The sequence below is a fragment of the Kocuria sp. ChxB genome (assembly GCF_044359605.1).
GTDB classification, from domain to species: Bacteria; Actinomycetota; Actinomycetes; order Actinomycetales; family Micrococcaceae; genus Kocuria; species Kocuria rhizophila.
In genome coordinates this window covers 833,090-855,698 of sequence record NZ_CP121123.1, presented here as the reverse complement: position 1 = coordinate 855,698, position 22,609 = coordinate 833,090, and the positions used below count along the sequence as shown (strand labels likewise).

Below are 22,609 nucleotides of genomic sequence, written 5' to 3'. Positions count from 1 at the left end.
ACGAATGCCCGACGTCGGGCCTGCCACCTGTGCGCTGGTGGCAGCAGACTGCGGCTCGTTCGACGAGTCGGACCCGCACGCGGTGAGTGAACCGACCCCGAGAATCAGCAGCGCCGATGCCGCGGTGAGTGTCCGAAATCGTTGCATGGTGGCCCCTTGAGCAGTCCTGGACCCGTGTTCTCACGGTCAGGATCAGGGTGCCCGCTTTCGTTCGCTTGTGCAATCTCCACATGTCATTGCATGGAATTATGTCGGCCCCGCGGGGTCACCGCGCCGTGCCAGCGCGGTCCTGGAATATCCCGGGGCCCTTCCCGCGCTTCCATCAGTAGTCTGATGATCCGGCGGGTGCCGGGTCCACCACCGTCGAGAGGGGAGCCGTGCCATGGGGACGTGCGGGGTGCACGGCCGGACCGTTGCGGAGCTGACGGCCTGTGCGGGTGCCGAGCTGCGTGCGGGCGACAGTGCCGCGGAGCAGGCCGGGAACGTCAGAATCCTCGGCGTCTCGGAAGTCCACACGGAGGTCCGCCCGGGGGATCTCTTCGTGGCGCTGCAGGGACGCCACCACCACGGGGCAAGCAAGGTCGCGGAGGCAGTGGCCGCAGGAGCGGGCGCGGTGCTCACCGACGCCGCAGGGGCGCGGTCCATCGGCCGCGACCCGGGGGTTCCGCTGCTGGTCGCCGAGCATCCCCGTGCCGTGCTGGGACCACTCGCCTCGCTCCTGAACGGCCACCCCTCCCACCACCTGCCCGTCTTCGGTGTCACGGGAACCAACGGCAAGACCACCACGGCCTACATCCTCGAAGCTGCCCTGCGACGTCTGGAGCAGCATCCCGGGCTCGTGAGCACCCCGGAGACCGTGGTGGGCACGCAGCGAGGGCCCAGTCGCATGACGACACCCTCGGCGCCGCACGTCCAGGACCTGCTGGCCAGGATGCGTGCGGCGGGCAACCGGTCGGCCGTGATGGAGGTCAGCAGCCACGCCCTGGACCAGGAGCGCGTCAACGGCGTGCGCTTCGACACTGTGGCCTTCACCAACCTGACCCATGAGCACCTGGACTACCACGGGGACATGGAGTCCTACTTCAACGCGAAGGCGAGGCTGTTCACGCCGGAGTTCGCGGCACGCGCGGTGATCGTGGTGGACGACGACGCCGGGCGGCGCCTCGACCGCCTGGCCCGCCGGAGAGGACTGCCCACCGTGACCCTGGGTACCCGGCCCGGGGGCGCCGCCACCTGGCACCTCGCCGGCGTCGAGGGCGCGGACGGGTTCGAGCTGCACGGTCCACGGGGCCCCATGCGGCTGCGTGCACCCCTGCCCGGGGAGCACAACCGCGTGAACACCGCGCTGGCCGCGCTGATGCTCCTGGGTGCCGGGCACCCGCTGCAGGAGGTGGCCCGTGCGCTCGACGGACCGGTGAGCGTGCCCGGCCGCATGGAACGGGTGGACCTGGGGCCTGGATGGCCCACGGTGCTGGTGGACTTCGCGCACACGCCCGATGCCACCGCCAAGTCCGTGTCCGCGCTGCGCGCCAGGACCCGGGGCCGCCTCGTGGTCACCGCCAGCAGCGGCGGGGACCGGGACACGTCCAAGCGCGAACTCACCGGGCGAGCGGTGGTCGAGTCCGGCGCGGACGTCGTCGTGGTCACGGACGACAACCCCCGCTCCGAGGATCCCGCAGCGATCCGTGCGGCCGTGATGCGGGGCGTCGACGCCGCAGTGCAACGGCTGCGTGCCGCGGGGAAGCCCGTACCGTACGTCGTGGAGGCGCCCACCCGTCGGGACGCGATTCGGACGGCTCTGGAACTCACGGGCCCGCAGGACACCGTGGCCCTGTACGGGAAGGGCCACGAGCGCTGGATGGAGATCGGCCCGCCCGGTGCACGGGTTCCGTTCGTGGACAGCGACGAGGTCCGGGCGGCTGCCGGGCAGATCGGCCACCGAGCGGCGTCGCCGGCCCAGGCAGGCCCACCCCCGGGGCGGGGCGGCAGCGGGTGGAGCGCGGCCCCGGTGGCGCCGTAGTCTGACGGTGCGCGTGACAGCGCGTCGGACGAGAACCTGGCAAGGAGCACCGCATGACGCAGCCCATCCCGGATCCCAATCCTCTGGACAACCCGGAGGCCGCAGGGGACACGTTCCGCGAGGACGACCTGATCGAGACCACGGGTGCCGAGGACTCCGCATGGGAGGAGGACGACGCCCAGTGGGGTGAGGACGCGGATCCCCTGAAGCACCCCGAAGAGGCGGACATCGAGCAGATCGCCGTGGGGGACTCCGACCCCGGGGCCGCGCTCGGGACGGAAGACCCGGAGGTGGAGGCCCTCGTGGCGGACCCCCAGGCGGACCGCGAGGTCGAGCGCTCGTTGCAGGACGGTGCCCAGGATCCCACCGATCCCATGGAGTAGATGCCCGCCGGCTCCACCCCGGGAGGACGCCGCCGCGGGCCCCGAACGGGACGGCCGTGGTGGCCGGGACGACCCCCGGCCGCCACGGGTGTGCACCGTGGGACAGGCAGTGGCCGGGGTACGCGCCGGGGGCGTTTTGACCATGGCACACACGTGGTACCTGTGACTGTCGGACCACGGGTCTATCCTGGGCGCATGTCCAGATTCAGCCCGCTGGAGTGGCCGGTCATCCGCCAGCTCCGCACCGGGGACCACTCAGGCCGCAGCAGTGCGGTGCAGTCCCGCAGGACCCAGGAGATCACCGCGCGCACCGCCACGGCGGACCGCGTGGTGCAGAGCATCTGCCCGTACTGCGCCGTGGGTTGCGGACAGAAGGTCTACGTCAAGGACGAGCGCGTCATCCAGATCGAGGGTGACCCGGACTCGCCGATCTCGCGTGGTCGCCTGTGCCCCAAGGGCTCCGCGAGTGAGCAGCTCGTGAACTCCCCGGGCCGCCAGACACAGGTCCTCTACCGTGCGCCCGGCGCCGCCGACTGGCAGCCCCTGGACCGGGACACGGCCATCGACATGATCGCCGACCGCTTCCTGGAGTCCCGACGCCGCGGCTGGCAGGACGCGGACGAGCAGGGGCGGCCGTTGCGGCGCACCATGGGCATCGCGTCCCTGGGCGGCGCCACCCTGGACAACGAAGAGAACTACCTGATCAAGAAGCTGTTCACCGCGGCGGGGGCCGTGCAGATCGAGAACCAGGCCCGGATTTGACACTCCGCCACGGTTCCCAGTCTGGGAACCTCCTTCGGGCGCGGCGGCGCCACCCAGTCCCTGCAGGACATGGCCAACGCGGACTGCATCGTCATCCAGGGCTCCAACATGGCCGAGTGCCACCCCGTGGGCTTCCAGTGGGTCACTGAGGCCAAGGCACGCGGCGCCCGCGTGATCCACGTGGACCCGCGGTTCACGCGCACCTCTGCCGTGTCGGACAAGCACCTGCCCATCCGTGCGGGCTCGGACATCGTGCTGCTCGGGGCGCTGATCAACCACGTCCTGAGCAACGACCTCTGGTTCCACGAGTACGTGCTGCACTACACCAACGCCGCCACCCTCGTCAGCGAGGACTTCGAGGACGCCGAGGACCTCGACGGCATCTTCTCGGGCTACGACCCCGAGACCGGCACCTACCACCTGAAGTCCTGGGGCTACGAGACCGAGGGCGAGGACCACGGGGAGCGGGCCGACGAGGAGGGCAACCAGGGGGGTCAGGAGCGCGCGGAGGCCGGCGGTCAGCAGTACGGCAGCGGCGGCGCCCCCGTGGGCTCCGGCACGCCGGTGCGGGACGAGACCCTGCAGCACCCGCGCACGGTGTTCCAGATCCTCAAGCGCCACTTCTCCCGGTACACCCCGGAGATGGTGCGGGAGACCTGCGGCATCTCGGAGGAGGACTTCGACTACCTCGCCCGCTCCGTCACGGAGAACTCCGGGCGGGAGCGCACCACGTGCTTCGCGTACGCGGTGGGCTGGACACAGCACACGCTGGGTGCGCAGTTCATCCGCACGGCCTCGATCCTGCAGCTGCTGCTGGGCAACATGGGCCGCCCGGGCGGCGGCATCATGGCGCTGCGCGGGCACGCGACCATCCAGGGCTCCACGGACATCCCCACCCTGTTCAACCTGCTGCCCGGGTACCTGCCCATGCCCTCGGTCACCGCGCAGAGCTTCTCGGAGTACGTGGACGGCATCCGCACCACCAGCCAGAAGGGCTACTGGGCGAATGCTGAGGCGTACTCGGTCAACCTCCTGAAGGCCTGGTGGGGGGATGCCGCCACCGCCAAGAACGACTGGGCCTACGACTACATTCCGCGGATCAACGGGGCCCACGGCACCTACCAGACGCTGATGTCCATGCTCAAGGACCAGGTGGAGGGGTACTTCCTGCTGGGGCAGAACCCCGCGGTGGGTTCGGCCAACGGGCGGCTGCAACGCATGGGGATGTCCCACCTCAAATGGCTCGTGGTGCGGGACCTCAACATGATCGAGTCCGCCACGTGGTGGAAGGACGGTCCGGAGATCGCCTCGGGCGAGCTGAAGACCGAGGACATCGACACCGAGGTCTTCTTCATGCCCGCGGCCACGCACGTGGAGAAGTCCGGCTCCTTCACCCAGACCCAGCGTCTGGTGCAGTGGCGCCACCAGGCCGTGGCACCGCCGGGGGACGCCCAGAGCGAGCTCGAGTTCTTCTTCGAGCTCGGCAACCGGATCCGCGAACGCCTCGCGGACTCCACGGACCCCCGGGACCGGCCCTTGCTGGACCTCACGTGGGACTACCCGCTGGACGAGCAGGGTGAGGTGGACCCGGTGTCCGTGCTGGCCGAGATCAACGGCCGCTTCGAGACCGGGGAGCAGGCGGGTGAGCCGCTCAGCAACTACGGCCAGATGCGCACGGACGGCTCCACGTCCGGTGGCTGCTGGATCTACACGGGCATCTACGCGGACCGCGTCAACCGGGCGGCCATGCGCGTGCCCGGGTGGCAGCAGGACGAGATCGCCTCGCAGTGGGCGTGGGCGTGGCCCGCGAACCGCCGCATCCTCTACAACCGCGCCTCGGCGGACCCCGAGGGCAAGCCGTGGAGCGAGCGCAAGAAGCTCGTGTGGTGGGACCAGGAGCAGGGGCTGTGGACCGGCAAGGACAATCCGGACTTCCCGCTGGATCGTGAGCCCTCCGCGCGGCCGGGCCCGGAGGCAACCGGGCCGGACGCCCTTGCCGGTGACGACCCCTTCATCATGCAGGCGGACGGCAAGGCCTGGCTCTTCGCGCCCAAGGGCATGATGGACGGGCCCCTGCCCACGCACTACGAGCCGCAGGAGTCCCCGGTGGACAACCCGCTGTACGCGCAGCAGCAGAATCCCGCGCGGATCATGTTCCCGCGGGAGGACAACCTGTCCGCGCCCAGCGGGGAGGCGCCGGGCACCGGGGTCTACCCGTTCGTGTTCACCACCTACCGGCTCACGGAGCACCACACGGCCGGTGGCATGAGCCGGTGGCTGCCGTACCTGTCCGAGCTGCAGCCCGAGATGTTCTGCGAGATCTCCCCGGAGCTCGCTGAGCTCAAGGGGCTGGAACCGTACGGGTGGGCCACCATCATCTCGCCGCGCTCCGCGATCGAGGTCAAGGTGCTGGTCACGGACCGCATGACACCGCTCACCGTGGCGGGCAGGACCATCCACCAGATCGGTCTGCCGTACCACTGGGGGGCGGGCTCCGACGCGGTGGTCACGGGTGACGGTGCGAACGACTTGCTGGGCATCACGCTGGACCCCAACGTGCAGATCCAGAACTTCAAGACGGGCTCGTGCGACATCGTCCCGGGCCGTCGGCCGCGCGGTGCGGCGCGGATGGAACTGGTGCGCGAGTACCAGGAGCGGGCCGGGCTCACCGTGCGCACGGGAATGGAACGCATCACGGATCCGGAGCGCGAGCTCGACCAGGATCCGCTGCGAGGACGCGACAGCGGGGACATCGCGGGGCAGTCCACCGCCTGGCGGCCGGGCGCCCCCGCGACGGACCAGGAAGAAGAGCAGTGAGCACGGACAACCTGACACCCACCCCCAGTTTCGCGGACGACACCTACTGGGAGCACCCGCACCACCGGCGCGGGTTCTTCACGGACACGTCCATCTGCATCGGCTGCAAAGCCTGCGAGGTGGCGTGCAAGGAGTGGAATCGCAACCCGGTGGACTCGGACTACGAGATCCTGGGCTCCTCCTACGACAACACCGGTGGTCTGGGTGCGGACACCTGGCGCCACGTGGCGTTCATCGAGCAGTCCCAGGAGCGCATCGAGCAGGCCCGCGAGTCCGGCCGCGCCCTCGTGAGCCTGGGCATGCCGCGCGTGGGTCCGCCGGCGGCGTCGCCGGCTCCTGCCGCGGGCGGGTGCGCGTGCGGCTCCGCCCCCGCTGCGGCGGACTCCGCCGCCGTTCCCGTTCCGGATTCGGGCGGGCGTGCGTGCGGGGCGCCCCCGGTGAACGACGCCGCTGGGCCCGGTTGCGCGTGCTCGTCCCAGTCCACACCGGGCGTCACCGCGCCGGCGGGCTGCGGATCGGCGGGCGGTTGCGGCTGCTCTGCGGAGGGTGGGGCGGCCCCTGTGGCGGCCACCGGTGGGGACGACTCCCCGGTGCTGGACACCCCCGACTTCCGCTGGCTCATGTCCTCGGACGTGTGCAAGCACTGCACCCATGCCGGGTGCCTGGACGTGTGCCCCACGGGTGCGCTGTTCCGCACCGAGTTCGGCACCGTGGTGGTGCAGGAGGACATCTGCAACGGCTGCGGCACGTGCGTGGCCGGGTGCCCGTTCGGGGTGATCGAGCGCCGCAACGACGGGCTGGTGGAGCCGAAGACCCAGCGGGGCGCCCCGCCCATGCCGGACACCGTGAAGGTCCCGCAGGACGGCATCGCCCAGAAGTGCACGCTGTGCTACGACCGCATGAAGAACGACCAGACCCCCGCGTGCGCGCAGGCGTGCCCCACCACGTCCATCAAGTACGGGGAACGGGAGAGCATGCTCGCCACGGCGCAGCAGCGGGTGGCCCAGCTGCACGAGCAGGGCAGGACCGAGGCGCGGCTGTACGGCGCCAATCCCCAGGACGGCGTGGGTGGCACGGGCTCGATCTTCCTGCTGCTCGACGAGCCGGAGGTCTACGGGCTGCCGCCGGACCCGCAGGTTCCCACCAAGGACCTGCACCGCATGTACAAGCGCGCGGGCATGGCCGTGATGGGCATGCTGGCCCTCGGCGCGGCGGCGTTCACGGTGGGTGAGCGCTCATGAGCCTCTCCCCGTACGACAGCTACCGGCCGCCCGAGGAACCGCGGCGCAAGCGGCGTCGCCGGAACCGTGGACCGGGCGGCGGAGCGTTCCGCCGCGGCGGGGACGGTTCCCGCGAGATGCCCATGGTGCCGGACACCGAGTTCACGTCCTACTACGGCCGCCCGATCGTCAAGGCGCCGCCGTGGGACTCCAAGATCGCCACCTACCTGTTCCTGGGCGGGCTGTCCGGGGGCTCGGCGATCCTCGCCCTCGGCGGGTACCTGACCGGGAAGCCCGCGCTGCGCCGCAACGCCCGGCTGTCCGCGCTCACGGCGGCGGGTCTCGGCGGAGTTCTCCTCGTGGCGGATCTCGGCCGCCCGGAGCGCTTCCTCCACATGATGCGCACGTTCAAGCCCACCTCGCCCATGAGCATCGGTTCGTGGGTATTGGCGACGTTCTCCACGAACGCGGGGGTTGCCGCGGCGGTGGAAGTGGACCGGATGACGGGGGAGCGGTTGCCGCTCGGCCCGCTGCGTCCCGTGCTGCACGCTGCGGAGCTGCCCACGAGCGTGGCCGCAGGTGTGCTCGGGGCGCCGATGGCCACCTACACCGCCATGCTGCTCAGCGACACGGCCGTGCCCACGTGGCACGAGATGCACGGGCACCTGGCGTTCGTGTTCGCGAGCTCGGCGTCCCTGGCCTCCGGTGGGCTGGCGATGCTCACCACGCCGGTGGAGCAGGCCGGGCCCGCCCGCTTCTTCGCGGTCGCGGGCGTTGCCGGGGAACTCGTGGCCATGCGCGTGATGAAGGACGCCATGGACCCCGTGACCGTGGAGCCCCTCGAACAGGGCAGGCCCGGCCAGTGGCTCGAGTGGAGCGAGCGCCTCTCGATCGCCGGCGGGCTGGGCGCGCTGCTCGGCGGGCGACGCCGCTGGGTCGCCGCGGCCTCCGGACTCGCCCTGGTCTCGTCCTCGGCCCTCACCCGCTTCGGCGTGTTCTGGGGCGGCAAGGAGTCCGTGAAGGACCCCAAGTACACGGTGATCCCGCAGCGCAACCGGCTCGAGAAGCGCCGCGCGGCGGGCATCACGGACGACTCGATCACCACAGCGGGCTGACCCACTGGGCCACACTGTCGAGGCGTGATCCGGGGTGGCCGCGCACGGCCGCCCCGGTCATGCCGTGAAAAGGACCGGCTCAGCGCACGGTGACCAGGGTGTCCGCGGTCTCCGGGAGCGCGGTGGTCTCGCCGATCACCGGGTAGCCCGGGACCTCGCCCACCACGAGCAGCCCGCCCGAGGTCTGGGCGTCCGCGAGCAGAAGCAGGGTGTCCTCCGTGACGCCCGGGCCCGCTGCCAGGTGGGGTCGCACCCAGTCCAGGTTGCGCCGCGTGCCGCCCGAGACGAATCCGTCCCGCAACGCGTCGGCCGCTCCGTCCACGAGGGGTACGGCGGCGGCGTCGATCGTGGCGCCCACGCCCGAGGCGCGGCACATCTTGTAGAGGTGGCCCAGCAGGCCGAATCCCGTCACGTCCGTGGCCGCCTCGACCCCTGCCGCCAGTGCGGCCCGAGAGGCGTCCCTGTTGAGAGCCGTCATCGTCTCGATCGCCGCGGGGAAGACCTCGCCCGTGGACTTGTGCCGGTTGTTGAGCAGCCCCACGCCGATCGGCTTGGTGAGGGTGATCGGCAGACCGGGCCGGGCGGCGTCGTTGCGCAGCAGGCGCTGCGGGTCCGCGGTGCCCGTGACCGCCATGCCGTACGTGGGCTCGGGGGCGTCGATCGAGTGCCCGCCGATCACCGGGCAGCCCGCCTGCGCGGCGACGTCCAGCCCGCCCTGCAGCACCTCGGACATCAGCTCCATGGGCAGCAGCTCGCGCGGCCAGCCCACCAGGTTGATGGCCACCACGGGGGTGCCGCCCATGGCGTAGACGTCCGAGAGGGCGTTGGCCGCGGCGATCCGGCCCCAGTCGCGGGCGCTGTCCACCACGGGGGTGAAAAAGTCCGCCGTGGACACCACCGCGAGGTCCGGGCGCACGAGCACGGCCGCGGCGTCGTCGCCGTCGTCCAGGCCCACCAGGACGTCCGGCGCGTTCTGGCCCGTGAGACCGCGGACCGCGTCCTCCAGCTCTCCCGGGGGGATCTTGCACGCGCAGCCTCCGCCGTGGGCGTAGCTCGTGAGGCGGCCGAGATCGGCCGCGGGGTCCTGGGCGGGGGAGTCCGCGGGGCGTTCACTCATGGGGCCAGTGTAGGAACGCGCTCCGACAGCCTGCTGAGCATGCGGGTCCCCGGGCGGTGATACATTCGGCCGCGGAGGCGTACGTGTCCTGGTGGGCGCCCCGGTCTTCAAAACCGGTGAGACCGAGCACCTCGGTCTGGCGGGTTCGATTCCCGTCCGCCTCCGCCAACCATCCGAGGAGCACCGTGAGCACAGAGGACCCCCGCCGTCGCATCCCCCGCACGGACCGCGTGCTTGCGGACCCGCGGGTCCGCGCGGCGGCCGGAGGACTGGGCGACGCCGCCGTGCAGGCCGCCGTCGTCTCCGCCCAGGACCGCGCGCGGGGCGGGGAGATCGCTCCGGAGGCCGTGGTGGACACGGTGGTCGCGAGCCTGAGCGCGCGCGGCGCGAGCTCCCTGACCCCGGTGCTCAACGCGACCGGCGTGGTGGTGCACACCAACCTGGGCCGGGCTCCGCTGTCCGACGCCGCGCGGCAGGCTCTGCTCGGCGCCGCCGGCTACGTGGACGTGGAGCTGGACCTGGCCACCGGGCAGCGCTCCGCGCGCGGCGCGGGTGCCCGGCAGGCGCTGCTGGAGGCGTGCCCTGCGGCGGAGGACGCGCTGGTCGTCACCAACGGCGCCGCCGCGCTGGTGCTCGCCACCACGGCCCTGGCCGGTGCCCGGGAGGTGGTCATCAGCCGCGGTGAGTTCGTGGAGATCGGCGCCGGATTCCGGCTCTCGGACCTCATGGAGTCCACGGGGGCGCGGCTGCGCGAGGTGGGCACCACCAACCGCACCCACCTGGGCGACTACGAGGCCGCTCTGGGCCCGGAGACGGGCTGCATTCTTAAGGTCCACCCCAGCAACTTCCGGGTGGATGGATTCACCTCCTCGGTGCCGCTGCGCGAGCTGCGGTCCCTCGCGGACGAGCACGGCGTGCCGCTCGTCGTGGACGTGGGCAGCGGTCTGCTGAGCCCGGACCCCGCACTGCCGGACGAGCCCAGTCTCGCTGAGGCCCTGGAGGCCGGGGCGGACGCGGTGATCGCGAGTGGGGACAAGCTGCTCGGCGGCCCCCAGGCGGGCCTGCTGCTCGGGCGCACCGAGACGGTTCGGCGTCTGGCGCGATTCCCCCTGGCCCGGGCCGTGCGCGCGGACAAGCTCACGCTCGCGGCCCTCGAGGCGACCCTGCGCGGGGGCAGACCGCCGGTCGACGTCGCCCTGCACGCGGAACCCGGTCGCCTGCGGGAACGCGCGGAGGCCCTGGCCGCCGCGGTGGACGCGGAGGTCGTGCCCCACGACGGTCGTGTGGGTGGCGGCGGCGCCCCGGGGGTCCCGCTGCACGGATGGGCCGTGCGGCTGCCCGAGGCCGTCGCCCGCCCCCTGCGCCTCGGGCGCCCGGCCGTGCTGCCCCGGGTGCACGACGGCGCGTGCCTCGTGGACCTGCGCTGCGTGCCCGAGTCCCGGGACCACGAGCTGACCGACGCCGTGGCGGCAGCGCTCGAGGAGATCCGCTGATGCACGTGGTGGCGACGGCCGGTCACGTGGACCACGGCAAGAGCACTCTGGTCCGGGCGCTCACCGGCATCGAACCGGACCGCTGGGACGAGGAGAAGCAGCGCGGGCTGACCATCGACCTCGGCTTCGCGTGGACCGAGCTGCCCTCGGGCACGCACGTGGCGTTCGTGGATGTCCCAGGCCACGAGAGGTTCCTGGGCAACATGCTCGCGGGGGTGGGGCCCGCGCCGGTGGTGTGCTTCGTGGTGGCCGCGGACGAGGGCTGGCAGGAGCAGTCCGGCGACCACCGGGACGCCGTGGCCGCCCTCGGGATCACCCACGGGCTGATCGTGGTGACCAAGGCGGACCGTGCCCCGGAACGGGTCGACGCCGTCATCTCCCGTGCCCGCTCCGAACTTGCCGGCACGGGCCTCGCGGAGGCACCCGCCGTCGTCGTCTCCGCGCAGCGGGGCACGGGACTGGAGGCGTTCCGCGACGCGCTGGACGCCGTGCTGCGCGACGTGCCGGAGCCGGGCCCGACGGCGCGCGTGCGGCTGTGGATCGACCGCGCCTTCACCATCTCGGGGGCCGGGACCGTGGTCACCGGCACGCTCACGGCGGGGACGCTGCGCACGGGGGACCGGATGGTGCTGCGCGGGGTGGAGGGGGAGCAGGCCGTCACCGTGCGCTCGCTGCAGAGCCAGAACCGCTCCGTGACGCAGATCGGGCCCACGGCCCGGGTGGCCGTGAACCTGCGCGGGGCCGGCCGGGACGCGATCCACCGCGGTGACGTGCTCCTGACCCCCGAGTCCTGGCCCGCCACGGAGGTCCTGGAGGTGCGCCGGGACCGCGGGGCGCCGTTCACCGAGGTCCCCGAGGAGCTCGTGGTCCACGCGGGCACCGCGGGCGTGGGCGCGAGGATCCGGCCGCTGGACGCGGACCACGCCCGGCTGCAGCTGGACCACTGCTTGACCCTGGTGCCGGGCGACAGGCTCGTGCTGCGCTACCCGGGTGCCCGCGTGGTCGTGGGCGGTGCCCGGGTGCTGGACGTGGACCCGCCCGCGCTGACCCGCCGCGGCGACGGCGCCCGCGAGGCCGCCCGGCTCGCCCGGATCCCCGATCTCGGGGACCCGGCGGCGGAGACGGTCAAGCACGGGGCGGTCCCGCTGCACCGGTTGCGGCTGCTCGGGTTCCCCACGGACGGGGCCTCGCCGGCTGACGTGGTGTCCACCGGGCAGTGGTGGATCCACGCCCCGCGCCTGGACGAGTGGGCCACCCGGTTGCGCGCGGCGGTGGAGGCCAGCCACGAGCGGGAGCCGCTGGCGCCGGGGCTGTCCCGCGGGGCCGCGCGCACGGTGCTCGGTGAGCCCGGGGCGAGCGTCCTGGCCGCCGTGGTCGACCGCGCGGGGCTCGACGAGCGAGACGGGTACCTTGCGGTGCCCGGCCGGCAGGGCGGACTCGGCGCCGCGGAGCAGGGTGTGGCCGCCCTGGAGGCCCGGTTGCGCGCCCAGCCCTTCGCGGCCCCCGAGGCCCACGACCTCGACACCCTGCGGCTCGGTCCGCGTGAACTCGCCGCGGCGCAGCGGCTCGGTCGGCTGCTGCGGCTGCCGGGCGACGTCGTGCTGCTGCCCACCGCGCCCGCGCTCGCGATGCGCGAGCTCGCCCGCCTCCCGCAGCCTTTCACCGCGAGCCAGGCGAGGCAGGCGTGGGGGACCACGCGCCGGGTGGCGATCCCGCTGCTCGAGCACCTCGATGCGAAGGGGTGGACCCGTCGGGAGGACGGCAACCGCCGGAGCATCGTGCGCTGAACGGTGCGGATCGTCGGACGGGCCCGGGCTGCGCGCCGTGAGCGAAACCCCCTCCCCGGGGTGGCCGCGGAGCACTAACCTCGGGGACACGACAACGGGCGACGCAGAGCCGGACGTGCCCGCGCGGCACCGTGCGGCACCGTCCGCGGCGCGTTCCCGTGAGACCGGGACCGGAGCAGACCGGCCCAGGAGACGATGGAGGAGCACCATGACCGACACCCCCGCCCAGGACCCCCAGATGCAGAACGAGCAGCCCCCGCTCGAGAACGGCACCCCGGACGGCTCCGTGCCGCAGGGCGGTGCCGCTCAGAACGGCGCGCCGCAGAACCAGGCACCCCAGGACGCCACCCCGCAGAACGGTGCACCGCGGGGCGAGACCATTGGCGCCACTGGTGACGCCCAGGACTCCACGCTGGAGAAGGACCCCTCGGACTGGGTCAGCGGCGACGAACCCATGACCGGCGCGCAGAAGTCCTACCTGGACACCCTCGCCAAGCAGGCCGGCGAGGAGCTGCCCGCGGACCTCACCAAGGCCCAGGCCTCGGAGCACATCGAGCGGCTCAAGGGCTCCTCGAACTGACCCCGCTCCCGGGAACCACGCCCCGTGTGCGCCTGATGTCCAGGCTGCCGCGGGGCGTTTCCCATGCAGTTAACGGCCTCACCCGGACTGGACGGCCAACCTGGACGTTCACCGAGACAGGAAAGCCTCAACTTGCTTGTGGGCAACCGGTTCCGGGCCGATGATGTTCGCGTGTTCACATCGATCGCGGGACTGCCCGCCCATCCGCTCCTCGTCCACCTGTCCGTCGTCGCTGCTCCCGTGGGTGCGATCCTTCTCCTCCTCTGGGCCACCGTGCCGCGCTGGCGTGCCCGGCTCGGGGCCGTCACGGTGGGGGTCAGCACCGTGGCCTTCGCCGCCTCCCTGCTTGCCAAGAGCACGGGCGAGGCTCTGCTGCCCGCCATGGGTCTGAGTGAGCACGCCCCCGGTCAGGTGGGTCCGCACGCGCAGTACGCGGACCTGCTGGTGGTGGCGGTGGGGCTGTGCCTCGGGATCTCGGTGCTGCTCTACGCGGCGCAGCGCTGGCTCACCACTGACCGGTTCACCCGCCGGGAGACCCTCCTGCTGGCGCTGCGGGCGCTCGCGGTGCTCGCCGCGGTCTTCTCCCTGGTCATGGTGGCGCTCACGGGCCACGCCGGTGCGCAGCTGGTGTGGGGGAACTTCCCCAACTGACCCGCACGTGTCCGCGCCGGCGCCGCCGCCCGTTCTGTCTCCGCGCCGCCCACGCCCTGTTCTACTCCGCCCCGAGCCCCGAGCCCCGAGCCCCGAGCCCCGAGCCCCGACCTGGGTACCGGGGTCCGGGCCAGGGGAGGCCCGGGCGTGCGACGGCGGGGCGGGCCGGGCGGCGTCGGCGGCTTTGGTGCGGGTTGGCGCGGCGCAGTAGATTGACGCCCGTGCCTCAGGATTCCAAGCCCACACTGAAGACCACGCTGATCGGCTCCGGGGAGCACCGCGTGGTGTTCCTGCACGGGCTGTTCGGACGCGGCAAGAACTTCACGAACATCGCCAAGGGGCTGCAGCCCGAGTTCAGCTGCCTGCTCGTGGACCTGCCCAACCACGGGGACTCCGCGTGGACGGAGTCCTTCGGCTACGCCGCTATGGCGGACACCGTGGCCGAGCAGCTGCGCGCGGACTTCGCCGCCGCGGGCCCCGTGGACGTGGTGGGGCACTCGATGGGCGGGAAGGTGGCCATGGTGCTCGCCCTGCGGCACCCGGAGCTGGTGCACCGGCTCGTGGTCGAGGACATCGCCCCCGTGGACTCCCAGGAGGCGGACACCACCTCTTCGCGCGGCAACTTCGAGCACCTGCTCGGTTCCCTCAAGCGCCTGGACCTCACCGGCATCACCCACCGCTCCCAGGCCGACGCCGCCCTGCGCGCCGACATCCCGGACGACACCGTCCGCGGGTTCCTCCTGCAGAATCTCCGCCACCGGGACGGCGGGTTCGGCTGGCAGCCCAACCTGGACCTGCTGCACTCCGAGCTCGGGGACATCGGGGCGTGGCCGGCGGATGACGTCGCGGGGCGCACCTACACGGGGCCCGTGCTGTGGGTTGCGGGGGAGAACTCGCCCTACATCCGGGCTGAGGACGCGCCCGCCATGCGCGCGCTGTTTCCCCGGACCGTGCGGATCACCGTGCGCGGCGCCAGCCACTGGGTGCACGCGGACCGCCCGGAGGAGTTCATCATGGCCCTGCGGACCTTCCTCCTCAAGGACCGCTAGCCGTGGCCGGCCCGGACGGCTCCCCACGGCCTGACGGCACGGGGCAGGGCGTGGCCCTGGTGGTGGCGGCGGCCTTCGTCACCCAGACGGGTGCGGCCATCGCCGTGGGGCTGTTCGACGAGGTCGGTGCCCTGGGGGCGGTCTTCCTGCGACTGGCGCTGGCCGCGGTGCTGCTGTGCGCCGTCGTGCGCCCGCCACTGCGTGCCGTGACCCGGCAGAACGTGGGTGTGGTGCTCGGATTCGGGGTGGCGCTGGGTGGGATGAACATGCTCATCTACCAGGCCATCGCCCGGCTGCCGCTGGGGGTGGCGGTCACCATCGAGCTGCTCGGGCCGCTGGTGCTTTCCGTGGTGCTGTCCCGCAGGCTCAGTGGCCTGCTGTGGGCGGGGCTCGCGCTCGCGGGGGTGCTGCTGCTCAGCGGTGTGGGCCCGGGAACGGAGATCCCCGATCTTGCGGGAGTGCTGTTCGCGCTCGCCGCGGCGGGGATGTGGGCGTGCTACATCCTCCTGTCCCGGCAGGCGGGGCGGTCCTTCCCCGGCATCCAGGGACTGGCCCTGGCCATGGTGGTGGGGGCGGTGCTCGCGGCACCGTTCGGGATCGTGAGCGGCGGTGCGGCACTGCTGCAGCCACGCGTGCTGCTCGTGGGCGTGGCCGTGGCGCTCATGTCCTCGGCGCTGCCGTACGCGCTTGAACTCGCGGCACTGCGGCGGCTTCCCGCGGAGACCTTCTCGATCCTCGTGAGCATGGCGCCCGCGGTGGCCGCGCTCGTGGGGTGGCTGATCCTCGGGCAGGGCATGGGACCGGGGGAGATCGCGGGCATGGGGCTCGTGATCGTGGCGAGCGCCGCCACCGTACGGTCCGGGCGCAGGCCGCCGTCCCGTCAGCCCGAGGCCCTCGCTCCGCCCGCGCCGTGAACCCGGCAGCCGTAGAAGCTCGTGTCCGCGCCGGGCCCTATCCTCGGATGCCATGGGCTTCACACGCGCAGAACTGGACTCCTACCGGGACCGCACCGTGCCGGACCTGATCCCGCACCCCTTGCGGCTGCTGTTCGTGGGGATCAACCCGGGGCTGTGGACCGCGGCCACCGGGGCGCACTTCGCCCGCCCCGGCAACCGGTTCTACCCCGCGCTGCACCGGGCGGGCATCACGAGCACCCGGATCGACGCCGCAGACGGGTACGACCCCGCGGAGCTCGCTCAGCTGACGGACCGGGGCATCGGGATCAGCAACGTGTGTCCGCGTGCCACGGCTCGGGCGGATGAGCTCACCACGGAGGAGCTGCACGAGGGGGCGAAACGCCTGGACCGGCTCATCCGGCGGGAGCGTCCCGCCGTGGTTGCGGTGCTGGGGATCACCGCCTACCGGGCGGCCTTCGACCGTCCGAAGGCCACGGTGGGGTGGCAGGAGTCACCGTGGCCGGGCACCGAGCTGTTCGTGGCGCCCAATCCGAGCGGACTCAACGCCCACTCGTCCCTCGACGATCTGGCCCGGGTGTACGGGGAGATCGCGCGAGCCGCCGGAGTGGTGGACGCCCAGCGCGACTGACCAGGCAGCGGGTGCACCGACTGCGCCGGCGTTACTCCAGCGGGAAGACCCTCAGCCCGGCCTGCGGATCGCTGTCCGGGGCCTGACCGCGCGCGAAGTCCGCCCACGCGCGGCGCAAGCGGGCGCCGTCGTGCACCACCCGGGCCCAGGTGTGGCCGTCCACCAGCGGCGTGTGCTCCCACACGTCGTGACCGGGGAACAGCAGGGGCAGCTCGGAGATGTGCGCGGCGGCCACGGGGTTGCGGCCCACGCCCCACGAGAACTCGTAGCGCCGACCCATGCCGCCGGCCTCTGCGTGGCGCCGCGCGAAGCGCACGGCGCCCTTCCCGTAGAGGCGCTGGGTGAACGGTGAGATCAGCAGCCGTTCCACGCGCCCGGCCCTGCGCGGATGCTGCATGCGGGAGAGCAGGGGCGGAATGCGGGCCGTGAACAGGGCGGCCTCACGGGTGGTGCTGCCCACCAGGACCTCGACGTCCGGTGCGGCCGTCCGCCACGCCGCGTCGAGCTCATTCTCCGGGGGCAGGGGATCGTGACCGTACTGCAGCCCGAAGGGCATCTGGCCCTTGAGGCCGTGGCGCACGGCGGCCTGGGCCACCCGCCGCTGCATGGCGCGCACCTCCTCCAGTGGGGCATCGCGTGCCAGGGGTGCTGCCGTGGTGGCCATCAGGGCGCTCATCTTCGCGCGGCCGGCCAGCAGCCCGAAGGGCGCGCTCTGGATGATCGCCCGCCGGAACAGGCCCCGGGCCTGCGGAACGAGCATGAGGTGCGCCACGGCGTCGCCGCCAGCGGACTGTCCGAACAGGGTGACGTTCTCGGGATCCCCTCCGAACGCGCTGATGTTCTCGCCGGTCCACCGCAACGCCGCGACCATGTCCAGCAGCCCCAGGTTGGCCGGGATCTCCTTGCCGTCGCCCAGGAACCCCAGCAGTCCCAGCCGGTACGTCACGGCCACCACCACCACGTTCTGCTCGGCCACGAGCGCACCGGGGTCGTAGAAGGGTGCGTCCCCGCCGCCGGCCGCATAGGAGCCGCCGTGGATCCAGATCATCACGGGCAGCCGCGCGTCCACCGGCGTGTCGGCGGGAACGGTCACCGACACCCGCAGGCAGTCCTCGTCCTGGGGCAGGTCCCCGATGTTGCTGCCCACGATGTCGTCCAGGAACGGCATGGGCGGCTGGGGGCACGCGGGTGCGGGCTCGGTGGCCAGGACCGGGGCCGACGCCGCCGCCACCGGCCGCGGCCGTTCGTAGCGGTCCGCATGGGCGTACCGGATGCCGGTGGCCCGGTCCACGGCGTCGTCCCGCCGCCCGATGATGGTGCCGCAGGGAGCATCCCAGCGAGGTGCCTGTGCGCCCGTTGGTCTGGCGGTCCCGGAGGTGTCAGCCACGGGGGCCCTCCAGGCGCAGACTCATGCCGATGGTGTGCGGCGCCCTGTCCTGGAATCCGTGGCGGGCGTAGAGGGCCTGGCCCGGGCCGTCCGCCATGAGGCTCACGTAGGCGCCCGGGGGAGCGTCCGCGCGGATGGTGTCCAGCAACCGCTGCAGCACCGCGCTGCCCAGCCCCTGCCCCTGGTGCTCGGGCAGCACCGCCATGTCGATCACGTGGAAGTACCATCCACCGTCACCGATCACTCGGCCCATGCCCACCGTTGCGCCGGTCTCCTCGTGGCGGACGTGGACGGCCGCCCACGCCCCGTGGATCCCGGCCTCCGCCTGCTCCTCGGTCTTGGGGTGCATGCCGCTGTCCCGGCGCAGAGCGAGGTAGTCGGCCACGGAGGGTGGGGAGTCCACCAGGGTGTATCCCGGACGCACGTCTGTCATGTGACCAGTCTGACGGCTCCGTCCGACATGTGCAGGGGGGCCGACCCGCATCTGCGGACCCTATGCTTGTTCCCGGACTTTCGGCGGACACGGCACAGGAGGAGGCACCCGGTGGACATCCAGGCTGAGGTGGTCTTCGACCTCGTGGACCTGCTGGGGGTGCTCACCAACGGCATCCTGGGCGGTGTGGTGGCGCGGCAGCTGCGCATGGACCTCGTGGGCTTCGTGGTCCTGGCAATCGTCTCCGGTCTGGGCGGGGGCATGCTCCGGGACACGCTCCTGCAGCAGGGCTTTCCCGTGGCACTGACCAATCCGGCGTACCTCACCTCCGCGCTCGCCGGTGCCCTGATCGCCTACCTCCTGGTGTTCGACAGCAAGTGGACCTTCCGGGCGCTGTTCGTGGCGGACTGTCTCTCGGTGGGCTGCTGGGCCGCCACGGGCACCGTCAAGGCGCTCGGCTCGGGTCTCGCGTGGCCACCGGCCATCCTGCTCGGGGTGGTCACCGCGGTGGGCGGCGGCATGATCCGCGACATCGCCGTGGGCCGGCTGCCCGCCATCTTCGGCGGGAACACGCTCTACGCCACGAGCGCCCTGCTGGCCAGCGCGCTGATGGCCCTGCTCTCCGAGCTCGGGCACCCCACGTGGGGCATGGCCGGGGCGATCGTGCTCAGCGCCGTGGTCAGCGTGTCCGCGCGGCGCTTCGGCTGGCGCCTTCCGGGTCCGGCGAACCTCAGCCCCAGTGCCCTGAAGAAGCTGCGCCTGCGTCCGGTCCTGGGCAGGCGCACGCGGCGCGAGTGACGGCTGGTTCCCAGCACCGCGGTTCTCTTCCGACATGCCGCACACCGTTCGCCGGGTCCGGTGGCCGGGCACGACGCCGCTGGGTCCCGTTCCCGGGGTGGAGGTGCCGTGCGCGGGGCCGCGCCGTGACTCCGACCCCGGGTGGCAGGCCGTGGCAGGGAGGCGCCGCGACGGTGAGGTGCCCTGGGTGCGGTGCCGGACCGTGCGGCGTCGTGCGGTCTCGATACGCGGCCCTGTGGTCACCTCACTGCGGACTTGAGCCGCAGGGTGGGCTTCTCCACGAGATGCCACGAGAGCCACGCGAGGACCAGGGTGACAAGCAGCGCCACCGTGGCGAACCCCCAGTAGCCCAGCACGGTGTGGGCTCCTGCCACGGCGAGCAGCTGCTGGACGGGGAACGCGTAGATGTACGTGCCGTAGGAGAGGTCGTTGACCGAACCCAGGCGCACGGGCAGCACCGCGCCCAGCCACAGCAGGCCGTAGGCGAACGGGATGGCCACCGCGAACCACCCGAACGGTTCCGGCCAGGTCTGGGACGCGTACGTCAGCAGGAGTGAGGGGACGGCCAGCCACCACCGCAGCGGGACACGGTTGCGGGCGGCCCACAGCAGCATGCCGGCCAGGAAGAAGCCGCCCAGGCGGAACCCCTGGAAGAGCTTGGTGGCACTGAGGTCCACGGGGTCGAAGGTGGCAAACTGCAGGAGCGACACGATGACGAACGCCAGCGAGATCCAGGCGAGTGGGCGGCGTCGTGCCCACGGGAGGGTGAGGAGCAGCCCCGCGGCAATGTAGGCGGCGGCCTCGTACCAGAGGGTCCACAGCGAGCCGTTCCAGACGTCGGGGTACGGCACACCCGTGAGCAGGTGCTGGATGTCCCACTGCGTGATGTAGAGCGTGGCATTGGCCACCACGTAGGCCAGGGCGCTGCCCGGTACGACCGTCTCCCCGCTGAGGAGCGCGCTCACCGGGGCGATCACGGCGGCCGTGATGGCCAGGGACACCCAGAACGCGGGGTAGAGGCGCAGGGCCCGGCGCCACAGGAACGCGCGCAGGGACAGGCGCATCCGGGATCCCGCGATCAGGTACCCAGAGATCGCGAAGAACCCGTTCACGGCGGTGCCGCTCGCGTTCTGCCACGCGCTCTCCGGGTAGCCGCCCACGGGAACCGTGTGACCCAGGATCACCGCGGCCGCCAGGAGGAGGCGGATGGCGTTGAGGGCGTTGGCGTGCGAGGACAGGCGGGAGCCCAGGGTGGCGCGCTGGCAGCCCTCAGTGGACCGGTCGCCGCGGGTGGAACCCCCGGGGGGACGAGCCGTCACCGGACCAGCCCCTTGAGGCTCAACGCCGGCCTCTCGATCAGGGTCCACGAGAGCCAGGCGACGGGCAGGGTCACCGCCACGGACACCGCACAGTATCCCCAGTACCCGAGAACCGACGTGGCACCCGAGACCACCAGCAGCTGCTGCAGGGGGAAGGCGTAGATGTAGACGCCGTAGGAGAGGTCGTTGCGCGCGCCGATGCGGAGGGGGAGCACCGATCCCAGCCAGAGCACCGCGTACGCCAGCGGCAGAGCGGTCAGGGTCCAGCCCCAGGGCTCAGCCATCCAGCGACCGGCACACACGATGACCATGGCCGGCAAGGCCAGCCACCATGTCACGCGGACGTGGTGGCGGGCGGCCCACAGGACCATGCCAGCCAGGAAGAACCCGGCCAGGCGCAGACCCAGGAGGTAGTGCGAGGAGCCGATGTCCAGCGGCCCGAAGGCCAGCACCTGCAGGCAGAGAACCGCGAGCAGGAGTGCGGCGAGCCAGGGGAGAGGCCGGCGGCGGACCACGGCCACTCCGAGCAGGAGCCCGGCCGCGATGTAGGCGAGTCCCTCGAACTCGAGAGACCACAGTGAACCGTTCCACGCCTCCGGATAGGGAACGCTGCGCAGCAGGTCGTCGATGTGCCACTGGTGGATGCGCAGGGCGGCGTTGTCCACCACGTAGCTGACCGCGCTGCCACCGTCCCACCGTTCGTGATCCACGGCCCCGGCCACAGGTGCGATGACGAAGGCTGTGAGCACCAGCGTGGTCCAGTAGGCGGGAAAGATCCGCAGCAGCCTCCGCCACACGAACGCGGGCAGAGAGGTCCGGACGCGTGATCCCGCGATGAAGAACCCGGAGATGGCGAAGAATCCGTCGACCGCCGTGCCGCTGAGGAAGTGCCACGGCAGGTCGGGGAACCCGCCGAGGGGTGCGGCGTGCACGATGATCACGACGACGGCGAGCAGCAGCCGGACGAAGGTCAGGGCGTTGTCGTGGTTTCCGAGCTCGTCTCCGAGCGTGGCCCGTGCCGGACGGGGGAGGGCCTGGACGGTGCGCGCTCGGGCACCGGGGGGAGGTGGGGACACGGTCGAAGACTAGCCGGGCCTGTGGGCGAGATGGGAGACAACACCCCGCGTTGCGCACATGGTGCGCGCGCCTCCCCGTGCCGGCCCCGGTGGGGTCCGTGGGGTGCACACCACGCGGCCCGCCGCAAGGACCCCTACTACGCTGGACCCATGTCCCTCCCCAAGATCGTGCTGTTCTACGTGTTCACCCCTCTGGCGGACCCGGAGGCCGTGAAGCTGTGGCAGCTGAACCTCGCGCGGCGCACCGGGGTCAAGGGCCGGATCATCGTCTCGGAGCAGGGCATCAACGCCACCGTGGGCGGGGACATCCAGGACGTGAAGGCGTACGTCCGCGGGCTCAAGGAGTATGCCCCGTTCAAGCACGCGGACGTCAAGTGGTCCGACGGCGCGGGGGACGACTTCCCGCGGCTGAGCGTGAAGGTCCGCCCGGAGCTCGTGACCTTCGACGCCCCGGACGTCATCCGGGTCTCGGAGAACGGCGTGGAGGGTGGGGGCGCGCACCTGAAGCCCCACGAGGTGCACGAGCTCGTGGAGCAACGCGGTGAGGACGTGGTGTTCTTCGACGGCCGCAACCAGCTGGAGGCGGAGATCGGGAGGTTCCGCAGCGCCGTCGTGCCCCGCACCGAGACCACGCGGGACTTCCTGCGGGAACTCGATTCCGGCGCCTACGACCACCTCAAGGACAAGGCCCTGGTGACGTACTGCACCGGTGGGATCCGCTGCGAGGTGCTGAGCGTGCTGCTGCGCAACCGCGGCTTCCAGGACGTGTACCAGCTGGACGGCGGGATCGTGCGCTACGGGGAGGCCTACGGGGACCGCGGTCTGTGGCACGGGTCCCTCTACGTCTTCGACGAGCGCCGGCACATGGAGTTCTCTCCCGGGGCCAGGTCCCTGGGGCGGTGCGTGCAGTGCGGGGAGGCCACACCCCGGTACGTGAACTGCGCCAACCAGCAGTGCCGGCGGCTGTTCCTGTGCTGCGAGACGTGCACGGACACCGCGGCCCGGACCCGGTGCACGGACTGTGTTCCCGTGACCGTCTGACCCACCAGCCGCTCGC

At 72.2% G+C, this 22,609-nt stretch carries 19 protein-coding genes and 1 tRNA gene; 15 read left to right on the top strand and 5 right to left on the bottom strand.

Annotation, left to right across the window (positions count from 1 at the left end; genetic code table 11):
• The first annotated feature begins 397 nt into the window (after positions 1–397).
• From P8S73_RS03675 to nrfD, 5 genes are all read left to right on the top strand, one after another.
• Positions 398–2,020 carry a Mur ligase family protein gene (locus P8S73_RS03675; RefSeq protein ID WP_396350517.1) on the top strand — a complete coding sequence of 541 codons (1,623 nt, stop codon included), beginning with the start codon at positions 398–400 and terminating at the stop codon, positions 2,018–2,020.
• Positions 2,021–2,073: 53 nt separating this feature from the next.
• Complete coding sequence (locus P8S73_RS03670; RefSeq protein WP_039101703.1) at positions 2,074–2,403, top strand: hypothetical protein; 330 nt, start codon at positions 2,074–2,076, stop codon at positions 2,401–2,403.
• Between the two features lie 195 nt (positions 2,404–2,598).
• Positions 2,599–5,982 carry a formate dehydrogenase gene (fdh, locus tag P8S73_RS03665; protein ID WP_396350516.1) on the top strand — a complete coding sequence of 1,128 codons (3,384 nt, stop codon included), beginning with the start codon at positions 2,599–2,601 and terminating at the stop codon, positions 5,980–5,982.
• On the top strand, positions 5,979–7,223 hold the full coding sequence (locus P8S73_RS03660) for a 4Fe-4S dicluster domain-containing protein (RefSeq protein ID WP_039101705.1): 1,245 nt from the start codon (positions 5,979–5,981) through the stop codon (positions 7,221–7,223). The genes fdh and P8S73_RS03660 overlap by 4 nt, the downstream gene beginning before the upstream one ends.
• Entirely contained in the window at positions 7,220–8,317 is a 1,098-nt protein-coding gene (gene nrfD, locus P8S73_RS03655; protein WP_039101706.1) for an NrfD/PsrC family molybdoenzyme membrane anchor subunit, read from the top strand. The genes P8S73_RS03660 and nrfD overlap by 4 nt, the downstream gene beginning before the upstream one ends.
• Before the next feature lie 79 nt (positions 8,318–8,396).
• Here nrfD and selD read toward each other — a convergent pair whose 3' ends face one another.
• On the bottom strand, positions 8,397–9,434 hold the full coding sequence (gene selD, locus P8S73_RS03650; protein ID WP_396350515.1) for a selenide, water dikinase SelD: 1,038 nt from the start codon (positions 9,432–9,434) through the stop codon (positions 8,397–8,399).
• 73 nt (positions 9,435–9,507) lie between these two features.
• Between selD and P8S73_RS03645 the strand changes: the two genes are divergently transcribed.
• The 8 genes from P8S73_RS03645 (at position 9,508) to P8S73_RS03610 (ending at position 16,539) form a co-directional block, all read left to right on the top strand.
• A tRNA-Sec gene (locus P8S73_RS03645) sits at positions 9,508–9,602 on the top strand.
• Between the two features lie 17 nt (positions 9,603–9,619).
• Entirely contained in the window at positions 9,620–10,927 is a 1,308-nt protein-coding gene (selA, locus tag P8S73_RS03640) for an L-seryl-tRNA(Sec) selenium transferase (protein ID WP_144802283.1), read from the top strand.
• The gene (gene selB, locus P8S73_RS03635; RefSeq protein ID WP_144802280.1) at positions 10,927–12,714 is read left to right on the top strand and encodes a selenocysteine-specific translation elongation factor; all 1,788 of its coding nucleotides are present in this window, start codon (positions 10,927–10,929) and stop codon (positions 12,712–12,714) included. Before selA ends, selB begins: the two co-directional genes overlap by 1 nt.
• 208 nt (positions 12,715–12,922) lie before the next feature.
• Positions 12,923–13,294 carry a DUF3072 domain-containing protein gene (locus tag P8S73_RS03630; protein WP_047978062.1) on the top strand — a complete coding sequence of 124 codons (372 nt, stop codon included), beginning with the start codon at positions 12,923–12,925 and terminating at the stop codon, positions 13,292–13,294.
• A 171-nt stretch (positions 13,295–13,465) separates the two neighbouring features.
• Positions 13,466–13,945 carry a DUF2231 domain-containing protein gene (locus P8S73_RS03625; RefSeq protein WP_144802276.1) on the top strand — a complete coding sequence of 160 codons (480 nt, stop codon included), beginning with the start codon at positions 13,466–13,468 and terminating at the stop codon, positions 13,943–13,945.
• 221 nt (positions 13,946–14,166) lie between these two features.
• Entirely contained in the window at positions 14,167–14,994 is an 828-nt protein-coding gene (locus tag P8S73_RS03620; protein ID WP_121241082.1) for an alpha/beta fold hydrolase, read from the top strand.
• Positions 14,995–14,996: 2 nt separating this feature from the next.
• Positions 14,997–15,908, top strand: a complete 912-nt coding sequence (locus P8S73_RS03615) for a DMT family transporter (RefSeq protein ID WP_102613210.1) — start codon at positions 14,997–14,999, stop codon at positions 15,906–15,908.
• 52 nt (positions 15,909–15,960) lie between these two features.
• A complete protein-coding gene (locus P8S73_RS03610) occupies positions 15,961–16,539 on the top strand; it encodes a mismatch-specific DNA-glycosylase (RefSeq protein WP_102613209.1) in 579 nt (192 codons plus the stop codon).
• 31 nt (positions 16,540–16,570) lie between these two features.
• Here P8S73_RS03610 and P8S73_RS03605 read toward each other — a convergent pair whose 3' ends face one another.
• Positions 16,571–17,926 carry a carboxylesterase family protein gene (locus P8S73_RS03605; protein WP_102613208.1) on the bottom strand — a complete coding sequence of 452 codons (1,356 nt, stop codon included), beginning with the start codon at positions 17,924–17,926 and terminating at the stop codon, positions 16,571–16,573.
• The gene (locus P8S73_RS03600; protein ID WP_102613207.1) at positions 17,919–18,359 is read right to left on the bottom strand and encodes a GNAT family N-acetyltransferase; all 441 of its coding nucleotides are present in this window, start codon (positions 18,357–18,359) and stop codon (positions 17,919–17,921) included. The genes P8S73_RS03605 and P8S73_RS03600 overlap by 8 nt, the downstream gene beginning before the upstream one ends.
• A gap of 111 nt (positions 18,360–18,470) precedes the next feature.
• On the opposite strand from P8S73_RS03600, the gene P8S73_RS03595 reads away from it, so the two are divergent.
• Positions 18,471–19,157 (top strand): trimeric intracellular cation channel family protein, encoded by a 687-nt coding sequence (locus P8S73_RS03595; protein ID WP_039101713.1) that lies wholly within the window; start codon positions 18,471–18,473, stop codon positions 19,155–19,157.
• A 239-nt stretch (positions 19,158–19,396) separates the two neighbouring features.
• On the opposite strand, the gene P8S73_RS03590 is transcribed toward P8S73_RS03595, so the two are convergent.
• Entirely contained in the window at positions 19,397–20,476 is a 1,080-nt protein-coding gene (locus P8S73_RS03590) for an acyltransferase family protein (protein ID WP_396350514.1), read from the bottom strand.
• A complete protein-coding gene (locus tag P8S73_RS03585; RefSeq protein WP_396350513.1) occupies positions 20,473–21,552 on the bottom strand; it encodes an acyltransferase family protein in 1,080 nt (359 codons plus the stop codon). The genes P8S73_RS03590 and P8S73_RS03585 overlap by 4 nt, the downstream gene beginning before the upstream one ends.
• 150 nt (positions 21,553–21,702) lie before the next feature.
• On the opposite strand from P8S73_RS03585, the gene P8S73_RS03580 reads away from it, so the two are divergent.
• Positions 21,703–22,593 carry a rhodanese-related sulfurtransferase gene (locus P8S73_RS03580; protein ID WP_396350512.1) on the top strand — a complete coding sequence of 297 codons (891 nt, stop codon included), beginning with the start codon at positions 21,703–21,705 and terminating at the stop codon, positions 22,591–22,593.
• Positions 22,594–22,609: the final 16 nt, after the last annotated feature.